Origin of the sequence: Bacillus licheniformis DSM 13 = ATCC 14580, from assembly GCF_000011645.1 — a bacterium.
In the GTDB taxonomy this organism is placed as follows: domain Bacteria; phylum Bacillota; class Bacilli; order Bacillales; family Bacillaceae; genus Bacillus; species Bacillus licheniformis.
Genome location: NC_006270.3, coordinates 3,896,378 through 3,920,798 on the forward strand (window position 1 = coordinate 3,896,378; position 24,421 = coordinate 3,920,798).

A 24,421-nucleotide genomic window follows, 5' to 3' on the forward strand; every position below is an offset into this window, starting at 1 on the left:
TTTTACTGTTTTGCTGCTTCAACAAATTGCTTTGCTTTTTTGGACAGCTCTTCTAAAAACGCGTCATTAACATCTTTATTAGCCCGAACAAGCGAACCGCCGATTCCCGCTCCGACCGCACCGGCCTGCAGAAACTCGTGAAGGTTTTCCAATCCGACTCCTCCAGTCGGAAGCAGCGGAATATGCGGAAGCGGTCCGTGGATATCCTTGATATAGCCAGGCCCCATTGTTCCGGGAAATACCTTGATGATGTCTCCCCCGCTTTCATACGCCGTCAATATTTCAGTCGGGGTAAAAGCGCCTGGAATGCTGACCGCTCCATACCGTTTTGTCAGCTTGATCGTCTCTTCATTGACGGTCGGAGACAGGATAAACCGCGCGCCGGCTAAAAGCGCCGCTCTCGCAGATTCGGGATCAAGTACGGTTCCCGCTCCGACAAGCATTTCGTCCCCAAAATGCTCTGAAACCGCTTCAATCGCTTTGATCGCTTGAGGGGAATTAAGCGTAATCTCCACAAGCCTGATGCCGCCCGCTTTTAAGGCGCCGGCAATGCTCACTGCCTCCTCCGGATTGTATCCGCGGATGATCGCAATCAGTTTTTGTTCTTCGATGTGTGACAATACCATCATTTCTGCCACCCTTTCTCTACGGTTTTTTTATCGGCTGACATCTTCTTCATCAGATTGTTCCATAAACGCAAACAGTGATTCGCGGTCAGGCAGCCCTTCAATATCACCGTTTACCGCCGCTACCATGGCGCCGACGGCACAGCCCCGTTTGACAGCTTCTGAAAGCGGAATTTGATCAATCAAACCCGATAATACGCCGGCCGCAAAGCCGTCTCCGGCACCCACGGGATCCGCTGCTGCCTGAATCTGATAGCCTTCCGCATAGCCGCTTTCGTTCCCGCCGGCATAATAGGCGCCTTTTGAACCAAGCTTGATGATCGCAGTTTCAGCCCCCAGCCCGCGGATGGCTTCCGCAATTTTTTTCTCATCAGCGGTGCCGAACAAAAAACGCCCTTCGCTCAACCCCGGAAGCACGATATCAGACCGTTTGATAAGTTCAAACATGGTCTGCCGCGCCCGCTCTCCGTCCCAGAGCTTTTTTCGAAAGTTCGGATCAAATACAACGCATTTATTGTGCTTTTTGGCGAGCTCCACTGCATAAAACACCGCATCTGAAGCGCTTTCACTTAAAGCCGGGGTAATTCCCGTAATGTATAAAAGCCCCGCTTTCTCAATGTATTGCTCATCAATATCGCATTTCTTTAAAAAACTCGCCGCTGAAAGCGTCCTGTAATAGAAGACATTGACTTTGGCCGCGCTTTTCCTTTCTTTAAAAAACAAACCGGTCGGCGCCGCGTCATCGAGCTTCACCTGGCTCACATCGACTCCTTCTCCTCTGACAGAAGAAAGAATCATCGCCCCGAACTCGTCTTTTCCAAGCCGTGTAATCCAGCCGGCTTTTTTCCCGAGCTTCGAAAGCCCGATCAGCGTGTTGGTTTCTGCGCCCGCTATTCTCACCTGATAGTTTCTTGCGTATCTGAGAGGGCCGTCTTCATTCGGAGTGAACAGCGCCATTGTCTCTCCTATGCTAATAACATCCATCAGAACTCTCTCCTTTGCTAAAGCGGCTTTCTATATCCGCCAATGCTTTCTGTAATTTTTCCGGCTGTGTGAAGCAGCTGCTCAACGATAACGGCCTTTCTTGCGAGCATGCGCTCCTTTGGCCCGGCGGTGCTGATCGCCGCCTTCATCACGCCATCCGGACCATAGACAGGCGCCGCCAGACAAAACAAACCTTCTTCATTTTCTTCATTGTCAACGGCATATCCCTGTTCCAAAAATGTCTGCAGCTGCTTTTCCAGCTCTTCTCTGGCAGTGATGGTATGCCCGGTAAACCGGATAAACTCCATGCGGTCGAGCAGCCCTTCCCTTTTGTCCTCCGGCATGAATGCCAAAAATGCCTTGCCAAGCCCGGTGCAATAAAGCGGTTTGCGCGAGCCGGGCTGTGCGGTTGTTCTGATTGACCTGTTGTTATCGATTTTTGCGATGTAGACGAGCTGATCATCGGATAGAACGGCCATAAACACCGTTTCCTGAACGCCGTCCATCAGCTGTTTTAAAAAAGGAACGCCCTGCGATGAAATGTCTATCGACTCCATGGCAGCGGTTCCAACTTGAATCAATTTTGCCCCCAGCCTGTAACGCTTGACAGCATCCTGCTGAAGGTAACCTTCATCCAAAAGTGTAGCGGCCAAATTGAATGTACTGCTCTGAGGCAGCGAAAGTTCTTTGCTGATTTCCTTTACGGTTAATCCATCCGGATGATTTGACAGCAATTCAAATATACGTACAACACGTACCGCGGATTTTACTGACATGACACCCTCCAAAATTCACATATGTGATTCAAAATCAGGATCCTGATAATTCGGACGTATTCTAAACAGAAAGAAGGCTCACGTCAACCATCCTATCAAACAAAAAAATTTTTTTATTAAACTTCAAATTACCAGTCTATCGAATCATTTATCTGAAGCATGCAGGATTCACCCGTTCTGCTGCGAATATCTCTTCTCAGGAAAACAAGACCATCAAGGGGGTTTATGTATGAAGAGAAAAATGATGATGTTCGGATTGGCGCTATCGATCATTGCAGGCGGCGTGGTCGCCGATGGAACGGGGAATGCAGCTCAAGCGGCCCCTCAGGAAACAGCCATCGCAAAAGATATCGAAAAATTCAGCAAAAAATTCAACGAGAACCGCGCCTATCAAACGATTTACCATTTAAGCGAAACGATCGGGCCGCGTGTGACAGGCACGGCAGAAGAAAAAAAGAGCGCCGCTTTTATCGCCTCACAGATGAAAAAGTCAAATCTGAAAGTAAGCACACAAAAGTTCAGCATACCTGACCGGCTGGAAGGAACGCTTACCGTTCAGGGAAATAACGTGCCTGCGCGGCCTGCCGCCGGTTCCGCCCCGACTGCAGCAGAAGGCTTGGCCGCTCCTCTCTATGATGCCGGCCTCGGCTTGCCCGGCGACTTCACAGAAGAAGCGAAAGGAAAAATCGCCGTCATTTTGAGAGGAGAGCTGACATTCTATGAAAAGGCCAAAAACGCTGCTGACGCAGGCGCAAGCGGAGTTATCATTTATAATAACGTCGACAGCCTCGTCCCTCTGACTCCGAATCTAAGCGGTAATAAAGTCGATATTCCAGTTGTCGGCGTCAAAAAGGAAGACGGGGAAAAGCTGCTTTCTGAACAAGAAGCGATCCTGAAGCTGAAAGCTCATAAAAATCAAACCTCGCAAAACGTAATCGGCGTCCGCAAAGCAAAAGGTGTCAAAAATCCTGACATCGTTTATGTGACTTCGCATTATGACAGCGTTCCATATGCACCGGGAGCCAATGACAATGCCTCCGGCACTTCAGTCGTCCTTGAACTGGCCCGAATTTTGAAGACAGTGCCAGCCGACAAAGAAATTCGCTTTATTACATTCGGAGCCGAAGAAATCGGACTCCTCGGTTCGCGCCATTATGTCAGCACATTGTCAAATCAGGAAGTCAAACGGAGCGTTGCCAACTTTAACTTAGATATGGTGGCGACAAGCTGGGAGAATGCTTCACAGCTGTACATCAATACGCCCGACGGTTCGGCAAACCTCGTCTGGCAGCTAAGTAAAGCCGCTTCTTTAAGCCTTGGAAAAGACGTATTATTTTTACATCAAGGCGGATCATCCGACCATGTCCCATTCCATGAAGCCGGCATCGACTCGGCCAACTTTATTTGGAGAGAGCCGGGAACAGGCGCTTTGGAGCCTTGGTACCACACCCCTTACGACACGATTGAACATATCAGCAAAGACAGGCTGAAAACAGCCGGTCAAATCGCGGGAACAGCTGTGTATAACTTCACCAAGAAGGAAAACAGAAAACCGTCTTACAGCTCAGTTGCCCAGTAATTTTAAAAAGGAGCAGATTGAAAATCTGCTCCTCCTTCTTTTCATAGACCCAAAGCGCCTTTCCTCCCCACCGCTTCCGTATCATCACCTTTTCAGCTATTCGTTATCTTTATTATCAAACAATCAATAAGCAACCAATATCAATTTGTTAATTTTTGTCTCTTTGCTTTTCCAATCTCCAAAAGAAAGCAAAAAAATGGAGCCGCATCTCGCGCTCCATTTTTCAATCCTTCATCAGCTTGATAAATCTGAAGCTCATCAAAATGCTGCCGATGGCAACCGCAATCATGACCATCCCCAGATCCTGAAAATGCCCCGCGGTTATTTCTTCTCCAAACAACAGACCCAGAATGACGGACGAAAAGATCGAGCCAAGATAGCGGCATGTTTGAAAAAGCCCCGAAGTCGTCCCGACGATGTCCGGCGGACTTGCCGTAAACATGGCAGCCTGCAGGGCGACATTGCCGAGGCCGTAGCTGACCCCGAGCAAAGAGAGGATGATGCCTTTCCACAACATCGGTGCATCGACAAAAAACAATGTGAGCAGGATAGCGCCCGCTGCCATTAAGCAAGAACCAATTAACACGGGCTGCGTTTCTCCTGAACGGTCAATCCATTTCCCGACGAAAGGCGAGATCAATACGCTCGTCCCGGACATGAACAGCATCAAAAGACCGCTCGTTTGAACGGAAAGGTGCATTTCATCCTGAAAATAACTCGGAAGTCCAAAAAACAAACAGTAGTTAAAGATGTTCAGCATAATAAATTGAGCATAGACCGAAGTTAACGTCCTGCGTGCGATCAACAGCCTGATATCAATAAACGGACTGTTCACTCTCAGCTCCCACCAAACAAACATCAAAAGCAAGACGAGTCCGAACATCCCCTCGGCAAAACGGGGCTCGCCCGTGCTCAATGAGAGCAGAAATGCCAGCAGGAGAACGATTCCGCCCGCAAACAGAAGAATTCCGGTGAGATCAAGCCGCTTGATCACGGCGCGGACATTTAAGCCGGCTTTTTTCTCATCTTTCGGGAACATGTACATCCCCAGCAAAAAGCTGAACAAAATAAATGGAAAGTTCACGAGGAAGATGGCGGGCCATCCCCCGAGTACGATTAAAAATCCCCCCACGGTCGGTCCAAAGGCGGTCATTGCCGAAGAAAAAATGGACAGCACACTGAGTGCAGACGCCTGCTTCTCATGAATGTGGCTTCTGATCAGGCCCACTCCCGAAGGGTAAATGGCGCCGCTCCCAATCGATTGAAACAAACGCATGATCAACAAGACGGAAAAAGCCGGTGCGAGAGGAGCGCCGATTGCCGATACGGCAACGAGAACAAGCCCTGACAAAAACATCTTTTTCCGGCCGATTAAATCGCCAATTTTTCCTGTGACAGGCTGTGCGACCGCACTGGCTAGATAAAAAGATGAAATCAGCCACGATACGGTTGCAAATGAAAGGTGAAACTCATGCTGGATGCTGTGCAGCGCCAAAGAAATCATTGAAGAGTTGAGCGGATTCAGCATCGTCCCTGATGCAACGGCTGTTAAAAACAGGGCCCGTTTCTTTTTCAATCCGGCCATTTACTTAGGGTACAGCAGCCTTTCGCCAGCTCCGCCCGCTTTACCGCCCGCCCCCGCTTCCCCGCTCATCAGACGGCTCCTATCATCACAGCCGAAAGCATTGAGGACGGCCCCGTATAAAGCAGCATCAAGCCGTTGCGACTCCCGGTTCATCATTGCTTCCGTTCCGTTTTGCAAACCGCATTCCGCACGTTTTTCAATATCCGATTTCATATTTAGACCTCCTCGTGCTCTTATCATTTTCTTGTTTTCCTTTTTCGATTCATGACAGTCATAACCTTTGATACAGAGGAGCGTTCTTCCTCTTTTCTGTTAGTTGAAAAACGCATTTGACGGAGCTGGCATAGTGAAAAGTTCAAAAAAACTTATCAGTACGCTGACAAAAGAAGAACGCCATCGCCGGGCCATGATTTCCAAAACAAAAAGCGGAAAGAAGTCGAGCGTCTTGCCGGAGATCAAGTGAAAGTGTGGATTAAGAGCGCGCTCGGCAAACTGCAGGGCAAATACCGGGCGGACGTCTTGAAATTCGGGTATCGAAAAAGCGGAAGGGAAATGGGATGAGATTTTCACCGAAGCCGATATTACATATCATGTTGATATCAACATTGACAACTTCGGGTCAAGCGGCAGAAAAAAATAGCAGCCGGGCATTTCTTTAGCCCGGCTTCCTTTTATTGATCCGCTTTTGTTCGAATATGAAGCATCTTTTCATCCAAGTAGTTCGCGATGTCAGCCGCTTCTTTCAGCTCATCAGTGAGCTGGTTCGGCACTTCATTGTTCAATTTGTAGTAGATTTTATGCTCGAGGCTCGCCCAGAAATCCATCGCGATCGTCCTGATTTGAATCTCCACCTTGGCGTGCTCGACGCGGTTGGTCAAGTAAACGGGCACTTCTACAATTAAGTGAAGACTCCTGTATCCGTTCGGCTTCGGATTTTTAATGTAGTCCTTCATTTTTAAAATTTTGATGTCTTCATGTTCCTTCAGCACTTCAACCATATTGTAAATGTCGGATAAAAACGAGCAGACGATTCTGAGACCGGCGATATCATTGATGTGCTCCTTAGCGGCCTTTGTCGTAATATCGCAGCCCTTCCGCACAAGCTTGTTAATCAGGCTTTCAAAGCTTTTCACCCTTGATTTCGTATGTTCAATCGGGTTGTGGCCGTGAATTAAATTATATTCCTGGCTGATAATCGAAAACTTCGTATCCATTTGATCCAAGGCAAATTTATAGACGAGGAGTTCGTTCTTCCAGTCCTCCATCAGGTTTCTCAAATCTTCTATCTGGGCTTCAGGCAGTCCTATCATCTTATCTATCGCCATATCCATTGTATTTTTCTCCTTATAACATCATTTCGTTTCGTTTTTTCAGTTAATAGACGGGTACCTCCATGGTAAAGTTTCGACTTAAAGCGGAGATCAAAAAATAGCCTGGTTTACCATTTTCCACATTTTTAAATTTATACCCCTTTCAAAAGTCATAAAACTATCATATTCTGTAATACCACTTTTCGGAGGTGAGAATATGTCATACTCTAATAGCTTCGCTTTGATTGTTGTATTATTTATTTTGCTGATCATTGTGGGCTCCGCTTTTGTAAAGTATTAATTCATTCGCGCACGAAGCCTTCTTCCGAAAAACTGCAGGTTCATATCGAAAGGCGCTCCGCTTTTCATATGAGCCTGTTTTTTTGTAATTTAAAAAGAATTTATTTCCACAATAACAAAAAATGTTTATAATAGGATAGGCTCTGAGCTGACGGCTGACGGCGCTCGGAAATAAAAACTCTCCCACAAATGAAACTTTTATACAACATTTTCGTCTTATACTGTTGTTAAGGCAATTCAATAACGGAAAGGAAAAGATCAATGTTAAATAAGCTAAGAATGTTGTATGAAAAAACAACAATGAAGTGGCTGCTCAACACTTCCTATTACTTTCTCATTCTGGTGCTGCTGTTTTTAATTTACGGATTCCATACAGCAAATACAGGTTCATATATTTATAATGACTTTTAATGGAGAAGAAAACAATGAAACTGATTGAAACAATTAAAAAATACGCGCAAACACAACCCGATACCCTTGCTTTTGTGAATGAAGAAGAAAAGCTGACATACGGAGAGCTTTGGTCACAATCTGAGCGCCTTGCCGCAAGGATTCAAAGCGAAGCTTTAACAGATGCTTCTCCGATCATTGTCTACGGACATATGAAACCGGTTATGGCGGTTTCCTTCCTGGCTTGTGTAAAAGCCGGGCATCCGTACATTCCAGTTGACGTATCGATTCCGGCAGACCGGATTCTGAAAATCATCAACAGTTCAAAAGCCGAGCTTCTGCTCAATAATTCAGGCACTTCGGTTGACACGGGAGATGCCCTCATTTCCGTAGTGGAACCGGGCGTTCTTGAAGGAGACGGGGTGCCGGAGACAGATCCCGGACGCTGGGTACATGGGGAAGATACTTTTTACATTATCTACACATCCGGAAGCACGGGAAATCCAAAAGGCGTGCAAATCTCAGCCGATAACCTTCAGAGCTTCACAGATTGGATCACGAATGACTTTCCGGTGGAAAGCGGCCAAGTGTTCTTAAATCAAGCCCCGTTTTCCTTTGATTTATCGGTAATGGACCTTTATCCGTGCCTGCAGTCCGGAGGCACCTTATGGACGGTTACGAAAGACATGATTAATCGGCCGAAACTATTGTTTGAAGCACTGAAACAGTCCAACGTCAACGTCTGGACATCGACGCCTTCATTCGCACAAATGTGCTTGATGGATCCGTCTTATTCGGAAGAGCTGCTTCCGGAGCTGAGCTTGTTTATGTTCTGCGGAGAAACGCTTCCTGCGTCAGTCGCCAGACAGCTTAAAGAAAGATTTCCAAAGGCTCGTGTTTTTAACACATACGGCCCGACCGAAGCGACCGTTGCCGTCACTTCCATCGAAGTAACAGACGACGTATTAAACAAGTATTCTTCTCTTCCCGTCGGTTCTGAAAAGCCCGAAACCGAAATCGTAATCATCAATGAAGACGGAAAAGCCGTCCAAGACGGGGAAAAAGGCGAGATCATAATTACCGGAGCAAGCGTCAGCAAAGGCTATTTAGGCGAAAAAGCGCTGACGGAAAAAGCGTTTTTCTCTTACAACGGCTCCCCTGCTTACCGCACCGGTGACGCAGGTTACAAAGAAAACGGCCAGCTCTTCTTCCTCGGAAGACTCGATTTCCAAATCAAACTGCACGGCTACCGGATTGAGCTTGAAGAAATCGAATATCAGATCAATCAGTCCCGATATGTGCAGTCGGCAGTCGTTATTCCATTCTACCGCGAGGAGAAAATCGAGTATCTGATCGCCATGATTGTGCCTGCCGAACACGATTTCGAAAAGGAATACCAGTTAACCAGCGCGATTAAGAAAGATTTGGGCAGCAAGCTGCCGGCCTATATGATTCCGAGAAAATTCATGTATCAAAAAGAGATTCCGATGACAGCAAACGGTAAAATCGACCGCAAGAGATTAAAAGAAGAGGTAACCGTATGACGCCTTATGGTTCATTTCTTTTCTTCATTATATTAGGAATTTTACTGGCGCCGACCATCATTCTCGGACTGAACGGAAAAAGCTTCCGCTTATATAATATGGCGGTTTCCGTTCTGGTTCTGGCGCTTATTTTTTCGAACAGCCTGCACGGGCTGATCATGCTGTGCCTGTTTACGCTTTGGCAGACGGTTCTGATCAAAGGCTATATCGCTTACCGTCTAAAAGCGAACAGCGGCATCGTATTTTGTCTGGCTGCAGCAGCTTCTATCCTGCCTCTGGCACTGTCAAAGCTGCTGCCGTTTTTCGCCGTTGACAACTGGGCAACATTTCTCGGAATCTCGTATTTAACTTTTAAAGGGGTTCAGCTCATCATTGAAACCCGCGACGGTCTCATTAAAAAGCAGCTCCCAATCAGCAGACTGCTTTACTTTATTCTCTTTTTTCCAACCATCTCGTCAGGTCCGATCGACAGGTACCGCCGTTTTGAAAAAGACGATCAGACGGTTTGGACAAAGGAGCAATACGAAGAACTGCTTTACAAAGGAATCAATAAAATTTTTCTCGGCTTTTTGTACAAATTCATTATCGGCTACTGCATTAATACGTATGTCATAATGAAACTGCCGTTTTTGACTTCCGGCAGCTTCTCGCATGGATTGGCATACATGTATGCGTACAGCCTTTATCTGTTTTTTGATTTCGCCGGATACACGGCTTTTGCGGTCGGCGTCAGCTATATCATGGGAATCAAATCCCCTGAAAACTTTAATAAGCCGTTCATCAGCCGCAATATTAAAGATTTCTGGAACCGCTGGCATATGTCGCTTTCCTTCTGGTTCAGAGACTACGTCTTCATGCGCTTTGTCCTTTGGATGACGAAGAAAAAATGGATCACAAACCGGATGGCTGTTTCCAATATCGGATATGTGCTGCTGTTCCTTCTGATGGGCGTCTGGCACGGCCTTGCCCCTCAGTACATCGTCTACGGGCTGTATCACGCGCTGCTCATGGTCGGCTTTAACTTCTTTGAAAAATGGAATAAGAAGCACAAGTGGTGGCCGAACAACAAGTGGACGACAGCCGTCTCAATTGTGGTGACCTTCCACTTTGTATGTTTTGGATTTTTAATTTTCTCAGGGAAACTAATACACTAAAAGGAGATTTTCATAATGGATTTTAATCAAGAAGTACTTTCAGTTTTAGCAGAGGTATGTCAGGACGATATCGTAAAGGAAAATCCGGATATTGATATATTCGAAGAGGGAATCCTCGATTCCTTCGGCACGGTGGAATTGCTGCTCGCATTCGAAAGCCATTTTAACATCACAGTGCCGATTACAGAGTTTGACCGGGATGCATGGAACACGCCAAATCAAATCATAAAGCAGCTGAATGAGTTGAGATAATGAAAAAGCGTTTTTTATTCGGGCCAATCATCTTGGCATTTTTACTTTTTTTCACCGCGATCTTGATCCCAAATGCATGGCTGACAAAGCTGGTTCCTAAAGATCGCGTCGAAACTTCAGCTACAGAATTAAACCCGATGATGTTCCAGGGGATGTATCTTCAAGGCAAAGCGCTTGAAGACCCGAAATATCTGCCGATTTTCGGATCATCGGAATTGTCCCGGTTAGATGCATTCCATCCGTCTAACTATTTTAAAGTAAACAATCAAGGGTTCACGCCTTACCTGGTCGGAAAAGGCGGCTCACAGTCCTTGATTCACGCGATCAACTTTGCGGCGCAGTCTGATCAATTAAAGGGCAAGAAAATCGTTTTCATTATCTCTCCGCAGTGGTTTCAAAAACACGGCTCGGACGAAGCCCACTTTGCGCCGAACTTCTCGGCTTTGCAGGCATACGATCTTGTGTTCAATCAAAATGTCGATTCCGGGCTGAAGAAAAAAATCATCAAACGCATGCTTAAATTTCATGCAGTGAAAAATGACGCTCTGCTTTCAGCCCTTTTTAAAGCCGAGCTCGACCAGGACAAGGTGGCACTGTCTCTTCTGACGCCGCCGGCAAAAGCTTACCAAAGCATTCTGGAGAAAAAGGACATCTATTATTCCATGGTTGAAGGAGACGGACCGAAGCGGACCATTTCCCAAGATGTAAAAAACAAATCGTGGGATGAATTAAAACAGATGGCCGAAAAGGTCGGCGCCAAAGAATCCCGGAACAATGAGTTTAAAATCTCAAACGGCGTTTATAAGAAATTGAAGCCGAAGCTGAAAAAGCTTAAAGGCCATAATAAAAAGATGAACTATGCCGAGTCCGTCGAGTTCCACGATTTCCATCTCATGATGGATGTTTTGAAAGAATCCGGCGCAGAACCGCTGTTCATCTCGGTTCCGGTCCACGGCAAATTTTACGACTATACCGGCTTCCCTAAAAAAGGCCGGACGGATTTCTATAAAAAGATCAAAAAAGAAATCGAACAAGAGGGCTTTCAAGTTGCTGATTTAACGAATCATGAATATGATCCGTACTTCTTGAAAGATACGCTCCACCTTGGCTGGAAAGGCTGGGTTTACGTCGATCAGGAGATCGAAGCTTTTTATAAAAAGTCATCATAAAAAAGGATTCCCCGCTGGGGAGTCCCTTTTTTTCCTGTTTTAAATTTTTAATGTTTCCAAAAATTCTATTTTACAAATTTCTCTGAAATCTATTGCGATTATCAAGAGAAGGTTTAAAATAGAAGATAAATATTTTTTGGAAAAAGACTAGAAACGGCAGGGAGAATGAATATGACAAAACAAACGATCAGCGTACAGCTCAGTACAGCAAAAAAGCAAAAGCCAGAGGCTGACAAGCTCGAATTCGGCCGGACCTTTACCGACCACATGTTTATCATGGACTATACGGCTGAAAACGGCTGGCACGATCCGAGAATCGTTCCTTACCAGCCGATTGAAATGGACCCGGCTGCAATGGTTTACCACTACGGACAATCCGTTTTTGAAGGATTAAAAGCTTATTTATCAAGCGAAGGCAGAGTTCTTCTGTTCAGACCTGAAAAAAACTTCGAGAGACTCAATAAATCCAACGACCGCCTCTGCATTCCCCGGGTTGATCCTGAAATCGTTCTGGAAGGGCTGAAGCAGCTGGTTCAGATCGACAAGGAATGGATTCCTCAAGCTGAGGGGACATCCCTTTATATCCGTCCGTTCATTATTTCAACAGAACCGTACCTTGGCGTCGCCCCATCCAATATGTATAAAATGCTGATCATTTTATCGCCGGTCGGATCTTATTACAAAGAAGGCATCCGCCCTGTGAAAATTGCTGTTGAAAGCGAATTTGTCCGTGCTGTGGCAGGCGGTACAGGCAATGCAAAAACGGCCGGAAACTACGCTGCGAGCCTGAAGGCTCAGGAAGTTGCGGAAAGCAAAGGCTTCTCACAAGTGCTGTGGCTTGACGGAGTTGAAAAGAAATACATTGAAGAAGTAGGCAGCATGAACATCTTCTTCAAAATCAGCGGTGAAATTGTCACTCCGGCTCTAAACGGAAGCATTTTGGAAGGCATTACGAGAAACTCCGTCATCCATCTCTTAAAACAATGGGGACTCTCCGTAACCGAAAGAAAAATTTCAGTTGATGAACTGGTTCAGGCTCACAAAGACGGCCTGCTTGAGGAAGCATTCGGCACCGGAACCGCCGCTGTCATTTCCCCCGTCGGCGAGCTGATCTGGAAAGACGAAAGCCTTGTGATCAACAACGGTCAAACTGGAGAAATCGCCAAAAGGCTCTACCAAACGATCACCGGTATTCAAAAAGGCGCTTTGCCTGACACATTCGGCTGGACAGTTGAAGTTGATAAAGTAAGCCAGTCCTGCTAAGCGGTTTAAGCTCTCTTTTGCAAAAAAGAGGGCTTGCACCCTTATCGTAAAATTCGCCGGCGCCAGGCTCTGTTTCCACCCTACTTGCCTCTTTTTCAATCCGACTTGCCATCCCTCCCGCATAAAGCGATTCCATTTTATATACTTTATGTTAAAATTATCAATAACCATGCCGGAAAGGAGAGATTATCCGTTCTGATGTAACACGCAAATCAAGAAAGGACGCTGAACGATGGATCAAACAAAATTGAGCGTCTGGGAAAAGAATTACACGTTCCTTTTCATCTCCAGGCTAATCAAAATCTCTGCTGACTGTTTTGCCTTCAATTCTATTTTATGGTTTTTAATCTTTGACGGAAAAGGTGCAATCGGCACTTCCCTGCTTCTTGCCGTCACTTTTCTCCCCGAAGCCTTTTTGGCGCCGATTACAGGGCCTTTAGTCAAAAGAAGCGCCCTGAAATTCTGGATGTACTTTTCGGATTTAACAAGGGCAGCCGTCGTCATTACTATACCGATTTGCTATTTAAACGGCTTTTCACCGATGTGGTTTGTTTTAGGCCTCATGATCATCCATTCGGCAACAGGCGCGACATATAACCCGGCGTCAATTACGCTGATTCCGCAGATCGTGAACGAAAATCTCATCCAAAAAGCCAACGCGATTCTCCAGTCTTCTTCAGAAATCATCAGGCTGGGAGCCGTTACATTGTGCGGAGTGCTGCTGACTTTTATCGGTCCTGCAACGACTTTGGTCTTTTCATTTATCTTTTATATCATATCGGGCCTATTCATGCTTTGCATCAAATACAGCATCACCCGGACTCATTCACAGTCTAAGTCTCTTGCTCAAAGAGGTACATATTTTGCGAGATTAAAAAGAGGATTTACATTGGTGAAAAACCACAAAATATTATATCCGCTCGCGATTTATTGCATCTTCATGAACCTGGCGGCTTCACCCTGGGAAGCCCTTTCCGCGGTATATGTTGCTGAGGATTTAAACGGAACGCCGTTCATCCACTCGCTGCTGAAGGCGACGACGGCAGGAGGAGCATTTTTACTGGGATTTATCCTTGCAAAAGTAAAAATCAACAGGTACGGACTCCTTTTTATTACGGCAGGCATTCTCGAAGGTGCAGCTTATTTTATCGCAGGACTGAATACTTTCCTGCCGCTCGTATTTCTCGCCGCCTTTGCATTCGGGGCAGCCATCAGCTCGATTAATGTCCCCGAATTCACGATTATCCAGACATCTGTCGAAGGGGATGACCAGCCTCAAGTGTTTGCAGTCATCCATATGATCACAAATCTATCGCTTCCTTTAGGGGCAATTGCCTGCGGATATGCCGCAAAAATGCTTGGCGCGGGAAACGTGATTGCAATCGGCGGCTTCATCGAAATCATTGCGGGCATCGGCATCCTCATATTTACTCAGCTTGCCAGGGCCCGGCGGTCAGATCTGATAAAAGAAAAAGAAGCTAGCGCAAATATGTAGTACGAATGTGACGGCCGCAGTTTCACCGGGTCAGGCGGGCGCAGCGGCGCCTCCAACAATGAAAAGGTTCCGGCAAACACACCGGAACCTCAAATCTATTCCTATGCTTCTACAGATCTAAAAAACTGCGGAAGATGCTCTTTATGCGCTTCAAGCATTTCGTCCAGTATTTGTTTCGCAATTTTGTCGGACGGAACGAGCGGGTTGATCGTCATGGCCACAAGTGCAGTGTTGTAATCGCCTGTAACAGCCGCTTCAGCCGCAACGCGTTCGAACGATTTAATTTGCTGGACAAGACCTCTCACGGTGACAGGCAAATCTCCGACCGCGATCGGTTTCGGCCCGTTTTTCGTCATGACACAGTTGACTTCCACTGCGGAGTCATCAGGAATGCTTGCGATCGCTCCGTTATTCATCGTGTTAACAGGTTGAATATCGTGCTTGTCATTGTAAATCGAGCTGATCAAGTTGCAGGCGGCATCACTGTAATATGCGCCGCCGCGCTTTTCAAGCTGGGGCGGTTTGATCGCCAGCTCCGGATCTTTATACAGCTCAAACAATTCCTTTTCAACTTGCTGAACAACCTCTGCACGCGTTCCTTCCGTTTTTGAAGCCTCCAGTTCGTGTTCAAGCATTTCCTGTGTTTTATAGTAGTAGCGGTGGTAGCCGCACGGAATCAGGCCAAGGCCGCGGATAAAGTCGGGTTCCCACGATTCTCCGGAGATATTTTTCATCGTCATCGCATTTTCTGGATCTGCCATCGCTTCGATCACTTTGTCTTTGACGCTGACGCCGTCAAGGAAAACGTCGAGTCCGAACACCATATGATTTAATCCTGCAAATTGAATGTCTATGCGGCTTTCATCAACATCGAGCGCCTTTGCAACCCCCATCTTCATGCCGATCGGCACATTGCAGAGCCCGACGACTTTTTTCAAATTAGAATAGCGGAGCAGCGCTTCAGTCACCATGCCTGCCGGGTTGGTAAAATTGACAAGCCACGCGTCGGGGCACAGTTCTTCGATGTCTTTTGCAATCTCAAGGATGACCGGAATGGTGCGAAGCCCCTTGAAAAGGCCGCCCGGTCCATTTGTTTCCTGACCGATCACCCCGTATTTTAAAGGAATTCGTTCATCTTTTGCTCTCGCTTCGAGCAAGCCGACGCGGAATTGCGTCGTGACAAAATCAGCGTCTTTTAAAGCCTCCCTGCGGTCTAGCGTCAGATGGACTTTGATCGGGACGCCTGCTTTTTCGACCATTCGCTTCGCCAGCGTGCCGACGATATTAAGTTTTTCTTCCCCTTCCGGTATATCGACGAGCCAGAGCTCGCTGACCGGAAGCTCGTCATGCCGTTTGATTAATCCCTCGACAAGCTCGGGCGTATAACTTGAACCTCCGCCAATTGTTACGATTTTCAATCCTTTTTTCATCAATTGACACCTCCGTGGATATTCATTTTTTCATAGAGCTCGACAATCTCCGCGGCCAAATCTTTCATGGTCATCGCATTCATTAAATGATCCTGGGCATGAATCATGAGCAGTGAAGGTTCGGTTTTCGCACCCTTCGCTTCATTTTGAATCAAAGCTGTCTGAAAGTGATGCGCCCTGATCAGTTCTTCGTCAGCCGCCCGGATCTTTTCTTTTGCAGCTGCGAAATCTCCCTTTTTGGCTTCGGCTATCGCTTCCATGCAAAAGCTCCTGCCGTTTCCTCCGTGAAGGATAATTTGAAATATCGTTTGTTCCAATTCCTCGGACATTTTGGCACCCCTTTTCTATACACTGACCTGTTGACCATCGCTTGCAGCCGTTCCGGTCTCCAGTTCGCTCTCTTCTTTCAGCTTTTGTTTATCCCACATTCTAAAGAACGGATAGTATACGACAAACGAGATCAACAGATTGATCAGCTGCATGACCGCTCCGGAAATTTTCCCTCCTGTTGCCAAATATCCGGAAAAGCCGGGCGGCATCGTCCACGGCACGGCAATCCCAGCCGGCTTTGCAACAAGACCTGTGCTCATTCCAATATAGGTTGCCGTTATCATCAGCAGCGGCGACACGATGAACGGGATCAGCAGCATCGGGTTCATGACGATCGGCATGCCGAAGATAATCGGTTCGTTGATGTTAAAAACAGCGGGGCCGATGGCGAGTCTGCCGAGCTGTTTCATTTGCTTGCTTCGCGCCCTAAGAAACATCGTAATGACCAAAGCCAAAGTAGCGCCGCTGCCGCCGATGTTGATCCAAATCTCAAAAAACTGCGTCGTAAATATGTTCGGGAGCGCTTCTCCGGCTTGGAAAGCGAGACGGTTTTCGTCCATCGCTCCGTACCAGATCGGCGACATCACTCCGCCGACAATGTTTGCTCCATGAAGGCCGCAGGACCACAGCAGCATTTTCACAGTTTCGGCAATAAGGCTTCCGCCGAGACTGCCGCCAAGGACGGAAAGAGGCGTTCCCAAAAGGACGTTGACGACATTATGGAGGCTTTCAAACGGCGTCATTTCAATTAAAAGGCGGGCCGCCCAGATCGAGCCGATAACGGCGAATCCCGGAATCAGAGCGATAAATGATTTGCTGACAGCCGGCGGTACGCCGTCCGGCATTTTGACGACAATATCCTTTTGAACGACCCAGCGGTAAACCTCAGTGGAGAACATCGCGATCAGCATGCCGACAAACAGACCTTTGCTTCCCATTAATGAAATCGGGATGCCGCCTGACACTAAAATTTCCTCTGTTGCGCCTTCGGGTGTGAACGGAATCTGGTAGGGGGTCGCAAGCAGAAAAGCTGCTACGGCAATGGCGCCCGATGACAGGGCATCGATATCATATTTCTCCGCCAGACGGTAGGCGATGCCAAACGTGGCGATCAGCGCCATAATGTCAAAGCTGACATTAACCGGATAGCTTAATTTCTCAGCCCATTGATCGCCGAAAATCCCCGCCATGAATTCCGGATATCCCGGAATCGGCAAATTGGCTAAAATGAGAAACAGCGATCCGATAATGATTAATGGCATGGTCAGAATAATGCCGTCTCTGAGAGCCTGCAAATGGCGCTGGGCGGCAATTCTGCCGGCAACCGGCATGATCTTCTCCTCTAAAAATGCATTAAACTTGTTCACTTGTGCCGCCTCCTTTAAGAGCCGGCAAGCTGTTCGGCGGATTTTAACACTTCAGCTCCATTACAAGTTCCGTAATGGACCGTATTGATGACATCGACGGATACACCTTTCGATTCTCCTAATTTCTTTAATTGCGGGAGCATGTAACGGACTTGCGGGCCAAGAAGCAATACGTCGGCTTTATCGATATGATTCTGAACCTCTCCTCCGGAAACGGCCCAGATTTTATAGTCTTTTCCTTGTTCCTCTGCACTTTTTTCCATTTTCGTCACAAGCAGACTCGTTGACATTCCTGCGGCGCAAGCTAATAAGATATTCATGTTAAATAGTCCCCCTTTTACGTATCTTGTCTGATCTCTCTTACAGTTTCATCATATAATGAAACCGTTTTCATATACACTTAATGATTTTCCTCAGCGAAGAGGAAAAAAGACAAGGGGACATCTTCATTTGGCATATCGATGAGCCGGCCCGCTTTTTTTAAAGACGGACATAAACTCCCCGTACGTTTTGCATTTCAGGAGTTCCCGGACAATCGCCCTGTCATCTAAAACACGGCCCAAAAATTTGTACATCTCCTGCAAATTTGCTGTATTGTCCTTTTCTACACAAAGAAGGCAGACGAATTGAACCCTCTTATTCTCCCAGACTATCGGTTTTTGCAGCGTGCAAACCGCCCAAAAAGTTGAAGCGGTTTTTGGTGTCATCGGATGCGGAATCGCAACCAGATTGCCGAAGCAAGTGGGCGCAACGGCCTCCCGTTCAAAGACCGAGGCTTCAAGCCCCGCGTCTGCAAGCCCTGATTGCGTCACTTTTCCGCACAGAAAGCGAAGGACATCCTCTCTTGAAGACAGACTTTCCCGCAAAAAGACAAGCTCTTTTCTCGTATAAGTCGAAGCGATTCCGTCATCTTCGGCAAGCACTTGTTCTATTTTCGTTAAATCTCCCCCTCCCAGTATTGTGTTTACTTGAATCACCGGAATGGGAAGATCATCGGACAGCGGTATTGTGCTGATAACAAAGTCGAGTGCATGGAGCGACATTTGATTCAGCTTGTAGTAATCAACCGTTCCAAGGATCTCAAGCTTTGAACCGAATGTTGCCCGCAGTCTGTCCTGAAGCAGCATGGCGCTTCCGGCCCCTGAAGCACAGACAATCATACAGCGTTTTGAGGGCCTGTTCATGTTTCTTCTTTCCATGGCTGCGCCTATATGCAACGCGAGGTAGCCGACCTCGCTTTCCTGAATGTCAAATCCCGTCTCTCTTTTGATGACTTCACCGGCTTGAATACCCGCTTCAAATGCGAGCGGATAATTGGCCTTAATTGCATCCAGCATTGGATTTCTGATATTCATGCCGTATCTGCAGCGATTCAAAGCCGGTTTTAGGTGAAGGCCGAGACCGATTTTTAATTCTTTGTCATCCCCAATGCCGAGGGTGAATTTTTGATCGATGGTTTTCATGATCAATTGCGTCAGCCGGTCTGTCTCTTCTTCATCCATCATGCTTTCGATTGCACCGCTGCGAATGGCGGCCATAACCGTCCTTTTCGCGCCAAGCAAATGGATGGCGATGTAGGCCGTTTCTTTTTCTGGAAACGCCACGTGCAGCTTTTGTTCAAGAGTGCGGACAATCGCCCTCGCCACTTCATATTCTTTATGATTCATAATCTCCTTTACATCTTTGGAATAAAGAGAAACATGTTTGCCGCTTCGGATGCGTTTGCATGCAATGGCGACGTGGATGAGAAGATTGTTTAGTCCGATATCTGAAAGAGAAATTTGATCTTCGCTTATTTTTTCTAAAATCGTTTGACGGATCATAGCAAGCTCTTCTTTTGGGAGAATGGATATCCGGGTGTTCATAATATCAATATCCGTTTCCCGCTTTGGAAAAAGGTGCTCTGCGATGCACGATCGCAGCTTCATCTCATCTCCCTTCAGCTTAAAGCCGTAATTCGGCTTGATCTTCAGCTCAATGTCGTAAGGTTTAAGCCTTTTCTTCACATCTCTCATATCGTTTTGGACCGTCGATTTGCTGATATACATCTCAGCGGCTAAATCTTCAAGTTTGACATACTCCTCAGTTAAGAGAAGCCTTTTTAATAAATAGAGAATACGCTCATTTGGAAAAACGGGAGTAGAAAGCTCTTGATGAAATGTGTGCTGCAGAAGCTGGCGAAAGAGGCGGTCATTCTTGATGGAGAGCCGATAGCCTGCACCCCTGATCGATTGGACGGCAGCGCCGTTTTTGGAGAGAAGCCGGTCTAATTCTTTCACATCTGATCTGATCGTCCGAGAGGTCACATTTAGCTCATTGGCCAAATATGCGCTGGTTAATGGTGATTCTGCCCCTATCAATTCGCCGAGGATAAGCTTAAGCCGAGCATTGAGCATAGAAAAAGACCCTCCCACTAAGATACTTGAACCGAGAACAAACCTATACACTCAGGTATATTCATTTTTTTTGTGAAATTTGTCTCATAGTTAAGTAAATTCTATTATGACTGCGCTTTCAAGTCAATTTGGCCTTTCTCCAAGAAAAAAGCCGGTTTAACCGGCTTTCAGATTCTTTTTCTCCCTTCGGTTTTTAATGATTTTCCATGCGATCGGATAGATGACAGGCGCCCATTTGACGGCGCTTTTAATCATTTTTTTCATGGCTTGACTCCCTCCTGTTTTTTTTACTGTTTTCCCTGATGAACGGGAGCCAAACCTTTTAACTATCTTGAGACATAGCGGTTCCCTTTTATCCAGAATCGCCAAGGGTATTCCCTCGCTTCACCTGAGTTGTCAATGCCAATTCGCGGACCGCTCAAAATATCTTGGGGTTCATACCCTTTTGCGATATAAAGCGGCGGCCCCGTCAGCGGTCTGCCGTAATCGTTCATCGTGATGGAAAGCGCCTTTGTCAGCTTTCCCGGACCGTTTGTCCAATCGCGCGGTTTCTTTCCGCTCCTTCGCTTCTCCATCAGCGCGAGGCCTTCATGAGGTTCAAGCGCTCTGATCAGCACGGCCTCAGGTTCATCGGCTCCTCCGCTTACAACATTGATGAGTGTGTGGGTATGCATGGTGTACGTATACACCACGCCGGCTTCACGATACATGATTTCGGTGCGCTTTGTCCGGCGGTTGCCATAGCTGTGAGCTGCTCTGTCCCCTGGCCCTTTATAAGCCTCTGTCTCCACAATATATCCTGAAGCAGGCCCTTCTTCCGTTTCTTTAACGAGAAGACAGCCCAACAGGGACCTGGCAAGTTCAATTGTTGGCTTGTTGTAAAATTCGAGCGGGAGAGGTTCGTGAGCTGGATTCATTTTTGTTGGCCTCCTTTTTGCTAAAAAGCAAATCGCCTCTTTGTCGATTGTGATATATTTTACCATTTTCGACAGACGAGATGCCAGAAATGAAGGCAATGATGAATGAGATGATTTATTGGTCTTCAGTGGATGACATTGACATATCTGTATTATTGTATACAATAATAATTATATTCTGAAAAAAGGAGGCGAAAGCTTTTTTCATGCACTCTTCAAATCCAGTCAAAAGACAGTCTGCAAGTGATTACGCTTATAACGAATTAAGAACGAAAATCATCGAACTTGAATATCCTCCCTCTGAACAGCTTGCTGAAGACAGTCTTGCAAAGGGTTTAAACATCAGCAGAACTCCTCTTCGCCAGGCTCTTTACCGGCTGGAGCTTGAAGGATTGGTCAGTAAACAGCCGAACGGCCGGCTTCGCGTATGCCCGATTTCGCTCGCTGAAGCGAAAGAGGTTTTTAAAGTGCGTGAAGCGCTTGAAGGACTACTCACTGCCGAAGCCGCACAGCTGGTGACGCCGGAGAGCCTTCATCAGCTTGAAGACCGCATCGAACTGATGAAGCTGGCTGCCGTAAAGGGCCGCAAAACAGATACGGTCAAATACGGATCAGAATTTCATTCTATCTTGCACGCCATCAGCACAAATGCAACCGCAAAACGTTTTCTGGATCAGCTTGAAAGCAGGATTGAACGGTATCGCAGAATCAGCGGATACAAAAATCCTGACTACAAACCGTCTGTATCTTTCAATGAACACTTGGATATTTTTAATGCCGTCAAAGAAAAAAACAGCGTTTTGGCAGAAGCCGCCATGCGTTCCCACATTAAACGAAGCTTACGTTCAATTGAAGAAACGCTCGAACGTTCATACTAATCCGCCGAACAGCCAATGCCATTCTCACAGCACGTTTTTGACACAAATGTTAAAAAACGAATAAGAGGTGGAAAAATGGGCAAACAAGGTGTATTTAAACCGGGATTAGAAGGCGTTATTGCTGGAGAAACGAACATTTCTTTCTTAGATACGGAAGCGGAACAAATCGTCATTAAAGGCTATGATTTAATCGAACTTGCAGAACAAAAAACATATCTTGACCTCGTCTATCTTCTCCTTCAAGATAAGCTGCCAGATCCAATGGAATTGAAAGGAATTGAAAGCGCTTTAAAAAGTGCGTATGAACTGCCCGGCGGAATCTATACTATTCTGAAGTCGCTTCCGAATAATACCCATCCGATGGATGCGCTCCGAACCGGGATTTCCGCTTTAGCAGGATATGATCCCGAATTGAATGACAGATCTCAAGCAGCAAACAGAAGCAAAGCGCTGCGCTTGATCGCACAGGTTCCGAATATTACCGCCAACAGCTACCGCATCCTTCACCAGAAAAACGTCATCACGCCTGACAAACAGCTTTCATTCAGCCAGAACTTTTTATATATGCTGACGGAAAAAGAACCGACTCCCCAAGAAACAGCCGTCTTTGATCAGACATTAATGCTTTACAGCGAGCACGAAATGCCGAACTCCACATTTGCCGCAAGAGTCATCGCATCGACAAACACAGATATATACGGTGCTTTCACAGGCGCTGCAGCATCGCTAAAAGGACATTTGCACGGCGGTGCGAATGAAGCGGTCATGTACATGCTGCTCGAAGGAGAAACAAAATCGGGCTTCTGCAAGCTGATTGAACATAAGTTAAGCAGAAAAGAAAAAATCATGGGCTTTGGGCACCGCGTCTATATGAGAAAAATGGACCCGCGCGCAGCCTTGCTGAAAAAGGCGCTCTATTCGCTTTCTCATAAAACCGGCAGACAGGATTTATATGAGATGTGCGATGCCGGCGAAAAGCTGATGCGCGAAGAAAAAGGCCTGTATCCGAACCTCGACTACTATGCGGCTCCAGTCTATTACCTGCTCGGCATACCGATCGATCTCTATACTCCGATATTTTTCGCGGCACGGTCGGTCGGTCTTAGCGCGCATGTCATTGAACAGCATGAAGACAACAGGCTGTTCCGCCCGAGAGTTCACTATACGGGACCGCGTCATCTTCATCCATAATTCGCTTTGATTCAGAAAGAAGGGAGATAGATGTTATGAAAACTGAAAGTCAAACGCTCCAAAACTGTGATCAATTGCTGGAAGAGATCGCCGACTATACGGTAAATGCCAAGATTTCAAGCGAAGAAGCGATTGAAACCGCCCGTTACGTCTTAATGGATACACTGGGCTGCGGAATATTGGCGCTCAAATATCCGGAATGCGCCAAGCATCTCGGCCCGATTGCCCCGGGTACCGTCGTCCCGAACGGCACCCGCGTCCCGGGAACGCAATTTGAGCTTGATCCTGTTCACGGCGCCTTTAATATCGGCTGCATGATCCGCTGGCTCGATTATAACGACACATGGCTTGCGGCCGAATGGGGCCATCCGTCAGATAACCTCGGAGCGATTTTAGCCTGCGCCGACTATGTCAGCAGGCAGCTGCTCGCGGCGGGCAAGGAACCGCTCACGATTAACGATGTCCTGACGGCAATTGTTAAGGCTCATGAAATCCAAGGCGTCCTTGCTCTCGACAACAGCTTAAACAGAAACGGGCTTGACCATGTGCTATTCGTAAAAGTCGCCTCCACTGCTGTGGCATGCTCACTATTGGGGGGCACAAAACAGGATGTTATCAATGCCGTCTCCCAGGCCTGGGTCGATAATTCAAGCCTGCGGACGTACCGCCATGCTCCGAATACCGGCTCGCGTAAGTCCTGGGCAGCCGGTGATGCGACTAGCCGCGGCGTGAGGCTCGCGATGATGACCTTGAAAGGCGAAATGGGATATAAAACCGCTTTGTCTGCTCCAATGTGGGGTTTTCAGGATGTCTTATTCGGAGGAAAAGAATTGACGCTCGCCAGACCGCTCGACTCTTATGTCATCGAAAATGTCCTTTTTAAAATTTCGTATCCGGCTGAATTCCACGCTCAAACGGCTGCTGAAGCCGCGATCAGGCTTCACCCTGAAGTGAAGGACAGACTTGATGACATCGGCCAAATCGTGATCACGACGCACGAATCGGCCATCCGGATTATCGACAAAACGGGAGAATTACACAATCCGGCTGACCGTGATCACTGCCTTCAGTATATAACAGCGATCGGACTGATCTACGGCGATATTACCGCTGACCATTATGAAGACGAAACCGCGCAAAATCCGGAGATCGACAGGCTGCGCGAAAAAATGACGACAGTCGAAAACAAACAGTATTCCGTCGATTATCTCGACCCGGAAAAACGCTCGATCGCCAACGCTGTTCAAGTGTTTTATAAAGACGGCACACACTCGGAAAAAATCGCGGTCGAATACCCGATTGGTCATCGGCGCCGCCGCAACGAGGGCATCCCGCTCTTAAAAGACAAATTTATCAATAATTTAAAAACGCGCTTTCCGGCGGGGCAAGCGGAACGAATCAACGCCCTGCTGAATGATCCTCACAGATTAAGCGGTGCACCTGTACCGGATTTCATGGAATTGTTTGTCATTTAGGAGGTTTTGA

General features: G+C 47.0%; 24 protein-coding genes. 12 read left to right on the top strand and 12 right to left on the bottom strand.

Annotated features, from left to right (window positions below; genetic code table 11):
• Positions 1-2: 2 nt before the first annotated feature.
• From TRNA_RS41525 to TRNA_RS41535, 3 genes are read right to left on the bottom strand one after another with little or no spacing between them, the layout of a single operon-like run.
• Positions 3-629: a bifunctional 4-hydroxy-2-oxoglutarate aldolase/2-dehydro-3-deoxy-phosphogluconate aldolase gene (locus tag TRNA_RS41525; RefSeq protein WP_003186263.1), complete on the bottom strand. Its 627-nt coding sequence runs from the start codon at positions 627-629 to the stop codon at positions 3-5.
• Positions 630-656: 27 nt separating this feature from the next.
• A complete protein-coding gene (locus tag TRNA_RS41530; RefSeq protein WP_003186265.1) occupies positions 657-1,610 on the bottom strand; it encodes a sugar kinase in 954 nt (317 codons plus the stop codon).
• Positions 1,611-1,627: 17 nt separating this feature from the next.
• Entirely contained in the window at positions 1,628-2,386 is a 759-nt protein-coding gene (locus tag TRNA_RS41535; protein ID WP_003186268.1) for an IclR family transcriptional regulator, read from the bottom strand.
• 229 nt (positions 2,387-2,615) lie between these two features.
• On the opposite strand from TRNA_RS41535, the gene TRNA_RS41540 reads away from it, so the two are divergent.
• Positions 2,616-3,965, top strand: a complete 1,350-nt coding sequence (locus tag TRNA_RS41540) for a M28 family peptidase (RefSeq protein WP_003186270.1) — start codon at positions 2,616-2,618, stop codon at positions 3,963-3,965.
• A 223-nt stretch (positions 3,966-4,188) separates the two neighbouring features.
• On the opposite strand, the gene TRNA_RS41545 is transcribed toward TRNA_RS41540, so the two are convergent.
• From TRNA_RS41545 to TRNA_RS41555, 3 genes are all read right to left on the bottom strand, one after another.
• Positions 4,189-5,550, bottom strand: a complete 1,362-nt coding sequence (locus TRNA_RS41545; RefSeq protein WP_003186272.1) for an MFS transporter — start codon at positions 5,548-5,550, stop codon at positions 4,189-4,191.
• Positions 5,551-5,763: a hypothetical protein gene (locus TRNA_RS41550; protein ID WP_003186274.1), complete on the bottom strand. Its 213-nt coding sequence runs from the start codon at positions 5,761-5,763 to the stop codon at positions 5,551-5,553.
• Positions 5,764-6,221: 458 nt separating this feature from the next.
• A complete protein-coding gene (locus TRNA_RS41555) occupies positions 6,222-6,860 on the bottom strand; it encodes a GTP pyrophosphokinase (protein WP_031314764.1) in 639 nt (212 codons plus the stop codon).
• Between the two features lie 217 nt (positions 6,861-7,077).
• Between TRNA_RS41555 and TRNA_RS43505 the strand changes: the two genes are divergently transcribed.
• The 8 genes from TRNA_RS43505 (at position 7,078) to TRNA_RS41595 (ending at position 14,427) form a co-directional block, all read left to right on the top strand.
• Positions 7,078-7,161, top strand: coding sequence for a YjcZ family sporulation protein (locus TRNA_RS43505; RefSeq protein WP_016885663.1), 84 nt, complete (start codon positions 7,078-7,080; stop codon positions 7,159-7,161).
• Positions 7,162-7,421: 260 nt separating this feature from the next.
• Positions 7,422-7,571, top strand: coding sequence for a teichoic acid D-Ala incorporation-associated protein DltX (locus tag TRNA_RS41565; RefSeq protein WP_003186278.1), 150 nt, complete (start codon positions 7,422-7,424; stop codon positions 7,569-7,571).
• Positions 7,572-7,585: 14 nt separating this feature from the next.
• Positions 7,586-9,094 carry a D-alanine--poly(phosphoribitol) ligase subunit DltA gene (gene dltA / locus TRNA_RS41570; RefSeq protein ID WP_003186280.1) on the top strand — a complete coding sequence of 503 codons (1,509 nt, stop codon included), beginning with the start codon at positions 7,586-7,588 and terminating at the stop codon, positions 9,092-9,094.
• The gene (dltB, locus tag TRNA_RS41575) at positions 9,091-10,248 is read left to right on the top strand and encodes a D-alanyl-lipoteichoic acid biosynthesis protein DltB (protein WP_003186281.1); all 1,158 of its coding nucleotides are present in this window, start codon (positions 9,091-9,093) and stop codon (positions 10,246-10,248) included. The genes dltA and dltB overlap by 4 nt, the downstream gene beginning before the upstream one ends.
• 15 nt (positions 10,249-10,263) lie before the next feature.
• Positions 10,264-10,500: a D-alanine--poly(phosphoribitol) ligase subunit 2 gene (gene dltC / locus TRNA_RS41580; protein WP_003186284.1), complete on the top strand. Its 237-nt coding sequence runs from the start codon at positions 10,264-10,266 to the stop codon at positions 10,498-10,500.
• The gene (gene dltD / locus TRNA_RS41585; protein WP_003186286.1) at positions 10,500-11,669 is read left to right on the top strand and encodes a D-alanyl-lipoteichoic acid biosynthesis protein DltD; all 1,170 of its coding nucleotides are present in this window, start codon (positions 10,500-10,502) and stop codon (positions 11,667-11,669) included. The genes dltC and dltD overlap by 1 nt, the downstream gene beginning before the upstream one ends.
• A 171-nt stretch (positions 11,670-11,840) precedes the next feature.
• Positions 11,841-12,932 (top strand): branched-chain amino acid aminotransferase, encoded by a 1,092-nt coding sequence (locus TRNA_RS41590; RefSeq protein ID WP_009329838.1) that lies wholly within the window; start codon positions 11,841-11,843, stop codon positions 12,930-12,932.
• A 232-nt stretch (positions 12,933-13,164) separates the two neighbouring features.
• A complete protein-coding gene (locus TRNA_RS41595; protein WP_003186290.1) occupies positions 13,165-14,427 on the top strand; it encodes an MFS transporter in 1,263 nt (420 codons plus the stop codon).
• Positions 14,428-14,528: 101 nt separating this feature from the next.
• Here TRNA_RS41595 and licH read toward each other — a convergent pair whose 3' ends face one another.
• The 6 genes from licH to TRNA_RS41625 all read right to left on the bottom strand — a co-directional run bounded on the left by licH (position 14,529) and on the right by TRNA_RS41625 (position 20,867).
• Positions 14,529-15,857, bottom strand: a complete 1,329-nt coding sequence (gene licH, locus TRNA_RS41600) for a 6-phospho-beta-glucosidase LicH (protein ID WP_003186291.1) — start codon at positions 15,855-15,857, stop codon at positions 14,529-14,531.
• The gene (locus tag TRNA_RS41605) at positions 15,857-16,186 is read right to left on the bottom strand and encodes a PTS lactose/cellobiose transporter subunit IIA (protein ID WP_009329839.1); all 330 of its coding nucleotides are present in this window, start codon (positions 16,184-16,186) and stop codon (positions 15,857-15,859) included. The genes licH and TRNA_RS41605 overlap by 1 nt, the downstream gene beginning before the upstream one ends.
• Positions 16,187-16,201: 15 nt before the next feature.
• Entirely contained in the window at positions 16,202-17,554 is a 1,353-nt protein-coding gene (gene celB / locus TRNA_RS41610) for a PTS cellobiose transporter subunit IIC (RefSeq protein ID WP_003186295.1), read from the bottom strand.
• Positions 17,555-17,568: 14 nt separating this feature from the next.
• Complete coding sequence (gene licB, locus TRNA_RS41615) at positions 17,569-17,874, bottom strand: PTS lichenan transporter subunit IIB (RefSeq protein WP_009329840.1); 306 nt, start codon at positions 17,872-17,874, stop codon at positions 17,569-17,571.
• 126 nt (positions 17,875-18,000) lie between these two features.
• Entirely contained in the window at positions 18,001-19,950 is a 1,950-nt protein-coding gene (locus TRNA_RS41620; RefSeq protein WP_011198421.1) for a BglG family transcription antiterminator, read from the bottom strand.
• 326 nt (positions 19,951-20,276) lie between these two features.
• Positions 20,277-20,867 (bottom strand): DNA-3-methyladenine glycosylase, encoded by a 591-nt coding sequence (locus tag TRNA_RS41625; protein ID WP_003186302.1) that lies wholly within the window; start codon positions 20,865-20,867, stop codon positions 20,277-20,279.
• Between the two features lie 206 nt (positions 20,868-21,073).
• Here TRNA_RS41625 and TRNA_RS41630 point away from each other — a divergent pair, with 206 nt between their 5' ends.
• The 3 genes from TRNA_RS41630 (at position 21,074) to TRNA_RS41640 (ending at position 24,411) form a co-directional block, all read left to right on the top strand.
• Complete coding sequence (locus TRNA_RS41630) at positions 21,074-21,745, top strand: GntR family transcriptional regulator (RefSeq protein ID WP_003186304.1); 672 nt, start codon at positions 21,074-21,076, stop codon at positions 21,743-21,745.
• Positions 21,746-21,820: 75 nt separating this feature from the next.
• A complete protein-coding gene (mmgD, locus tag TRNA_RS41635; RefSeq protein ID WP_003186306.1) occupies positions 21,821-22,936 on the top strand; it encodes a citrate synthase in 1,116 nt (371 codons plus the stop codon).
• 35 nt (positions 22,937-22,971) lie between these two features.
• A complete protein-coding gene (locus TRNA_RS41640; RefSeq protein WP_011198422.1) occupies positions 22,972-24,411 on the top strand; it encodes a bifunctional 2-methylcitrate dehydratase/aconitate hydratase in 1,440 nt (479 codons plus the stop codon).
• The last annotated feature ends 10 nt before the right edge of the window (positions 24,412-24,421 follow it).

Bases quoted from the DNA above. Each gene is read 5' to 3' on its own strand.
- mmgD (WP_003186306.1), top strand. From the start codon at position 21,821: ATGGGCAAACAAGGTGTATTTAAACCGGGATTAGAAGGCGTTATTGCT.
- TRNA_RS41595 (WP_003186290.1), top strand. From the start codon at position 13,165: ATGGATCAAACAAAATTGAGCGTCTGGGAAAAGAATTACACGTTCCTT.
- TRNA_RS41630 (WP_003186304.1), top strand. From the start codon at position 21,074: ATGCACTCTTCAAATCCAGTCAAAAGACAGTCTGCAAGTGATTACGCT.
- TRNA_RS41565 (WP_003186278.1), top strand. From the start codon at position 7,422: ATGTTAAATAAGCTAAGAATGTTGTATGAAAAAACAACAATGAAGTGG.
- TRNA_RS41590 (WP_009329838.1), top strand. From the start codon at position 11,841: ATGACAAAACAAACGATCAGCGTACAGCTCAGTACAGCAAAAAAGCAA.
- dltA (WP_003186280.1), top strand. From the start codon at position 7,586: ATGAAACTGATTGAAACAATTAAAAAATACGCGCAAACACAACCCGAT.
- dltB (WP_003186281.1), top strand. From the start codon at position 9,091: ATGACGCCTTATGGTTCATTTCTTTTCTTCATTATATTAGGAATTTTA.
- TRNA_RS41555 (WP_031314764.1), bottom strand. From the start codon at position 6,860: ATGATAGGACTGCCTGAAGCCCAGATAGAAGATTTGAGAAACCTGATG.
- TRNA_RS41605 (WP_009329839.1), bottom strand. From the start codon at position 16,186: ATGTCCGAGGAATTGGAACAAACGATATTTCAAATTATCCTTCACGGA.
- dltC (WP_003186284.1), top strand. From the start codon at position 10,264: ATGGATTTTAATCAAGAAGTACTTTCAGTTTTAGCAGAGGTATGTCAG.
- TRNA_RS41545 (WP_003186272.1), bottom strand. From the start codon at position 5,550: ATGGCCGGATTGAAAAAGAAACGGGCCCTGTTTTTAACAGCCGTTGCA.
- TRNA_RS41530 (WP_003186265.1), bottom strand. From the start codon at position 1,610: ATGGATGTTATTAGCATAGGAGAGACAATGGCGCTGTTCACTCCGAAT.
- TRNA_RS41550 (WP_003186274.1), bottom strand. From the start codon at position 5,763: ATGAAATCGGATATTGAAAAACGTGCGGAATGCGGTTTGCAAAACGGA.
- TRNA_RS41525 (WP_003186263.1), bottom strand. From the start codon at position 629: ATGATGGTATTGTCACACATCGAAGAACAAAAACTGATTGCGATCATC.
- dltD (WP_003186286.1), top strand. From the start codon at position 10,500: ATGAAAAAGCGTTTTTTATTCGGGCCAATCATCTTGGCATTTTTACTT.
- TRNA_RS41535 (WP_003186268.1), bottom strand. From the start codon at position 2,386: ATGTCAGTAAAATCCGCGGTACGTGTTGTACGTATATTTGAATTGCTG.
- licH (WP_003186291.1), bottom strand. From the start codon at position 15,857: ATGAAAAAAGGATTGAAAATCGTAACAATTGGCGGAGGTTCAAGTTAT.
- TRNA_RS41620 (WP_011198421.1), bottom strand. From the start codon at position 19,950: ATGCTCAATGCTCGGCTTAAGCTTATCCTCGGCGAATTGATAGGGGCA.
- TRNA_RS41640 (WP_011198422.1), top strand. From the start codon at position 22,972: ATGAAAACTGAAAGTCAAACGCTCCAAAACTGTGATCAATTGCTGGAA.
- TRNA_RS43505 (WP_016885663.1), top strand. From the start codon at position 7,078: ATGTCATACTCTAATAGCTTCGCTTTGATTGTTGTATTATTTATTTTG.
- TRNA_RS41540 (WP_003186270.1), top strand. From the start codon at position 2,616: ATGAAGAGAAAAATGATGATGTTCGGATTGGCGCTATCGATCATTGCA.
- TRNA_RS41625 (WP_003186302.1), bottom strand. From the start codon at position 20,867: ATGAATCCAGCTCACGAACCTCTCCCGCTCGAATTTTACAACAAGCCA.
- licB (WP_009329840.1), bottom strand. From the start codon at position 17,874: ATGAATATCTTATTAGCTTGCGCCGCAGGAATGTCAACGAGTCTGCTT.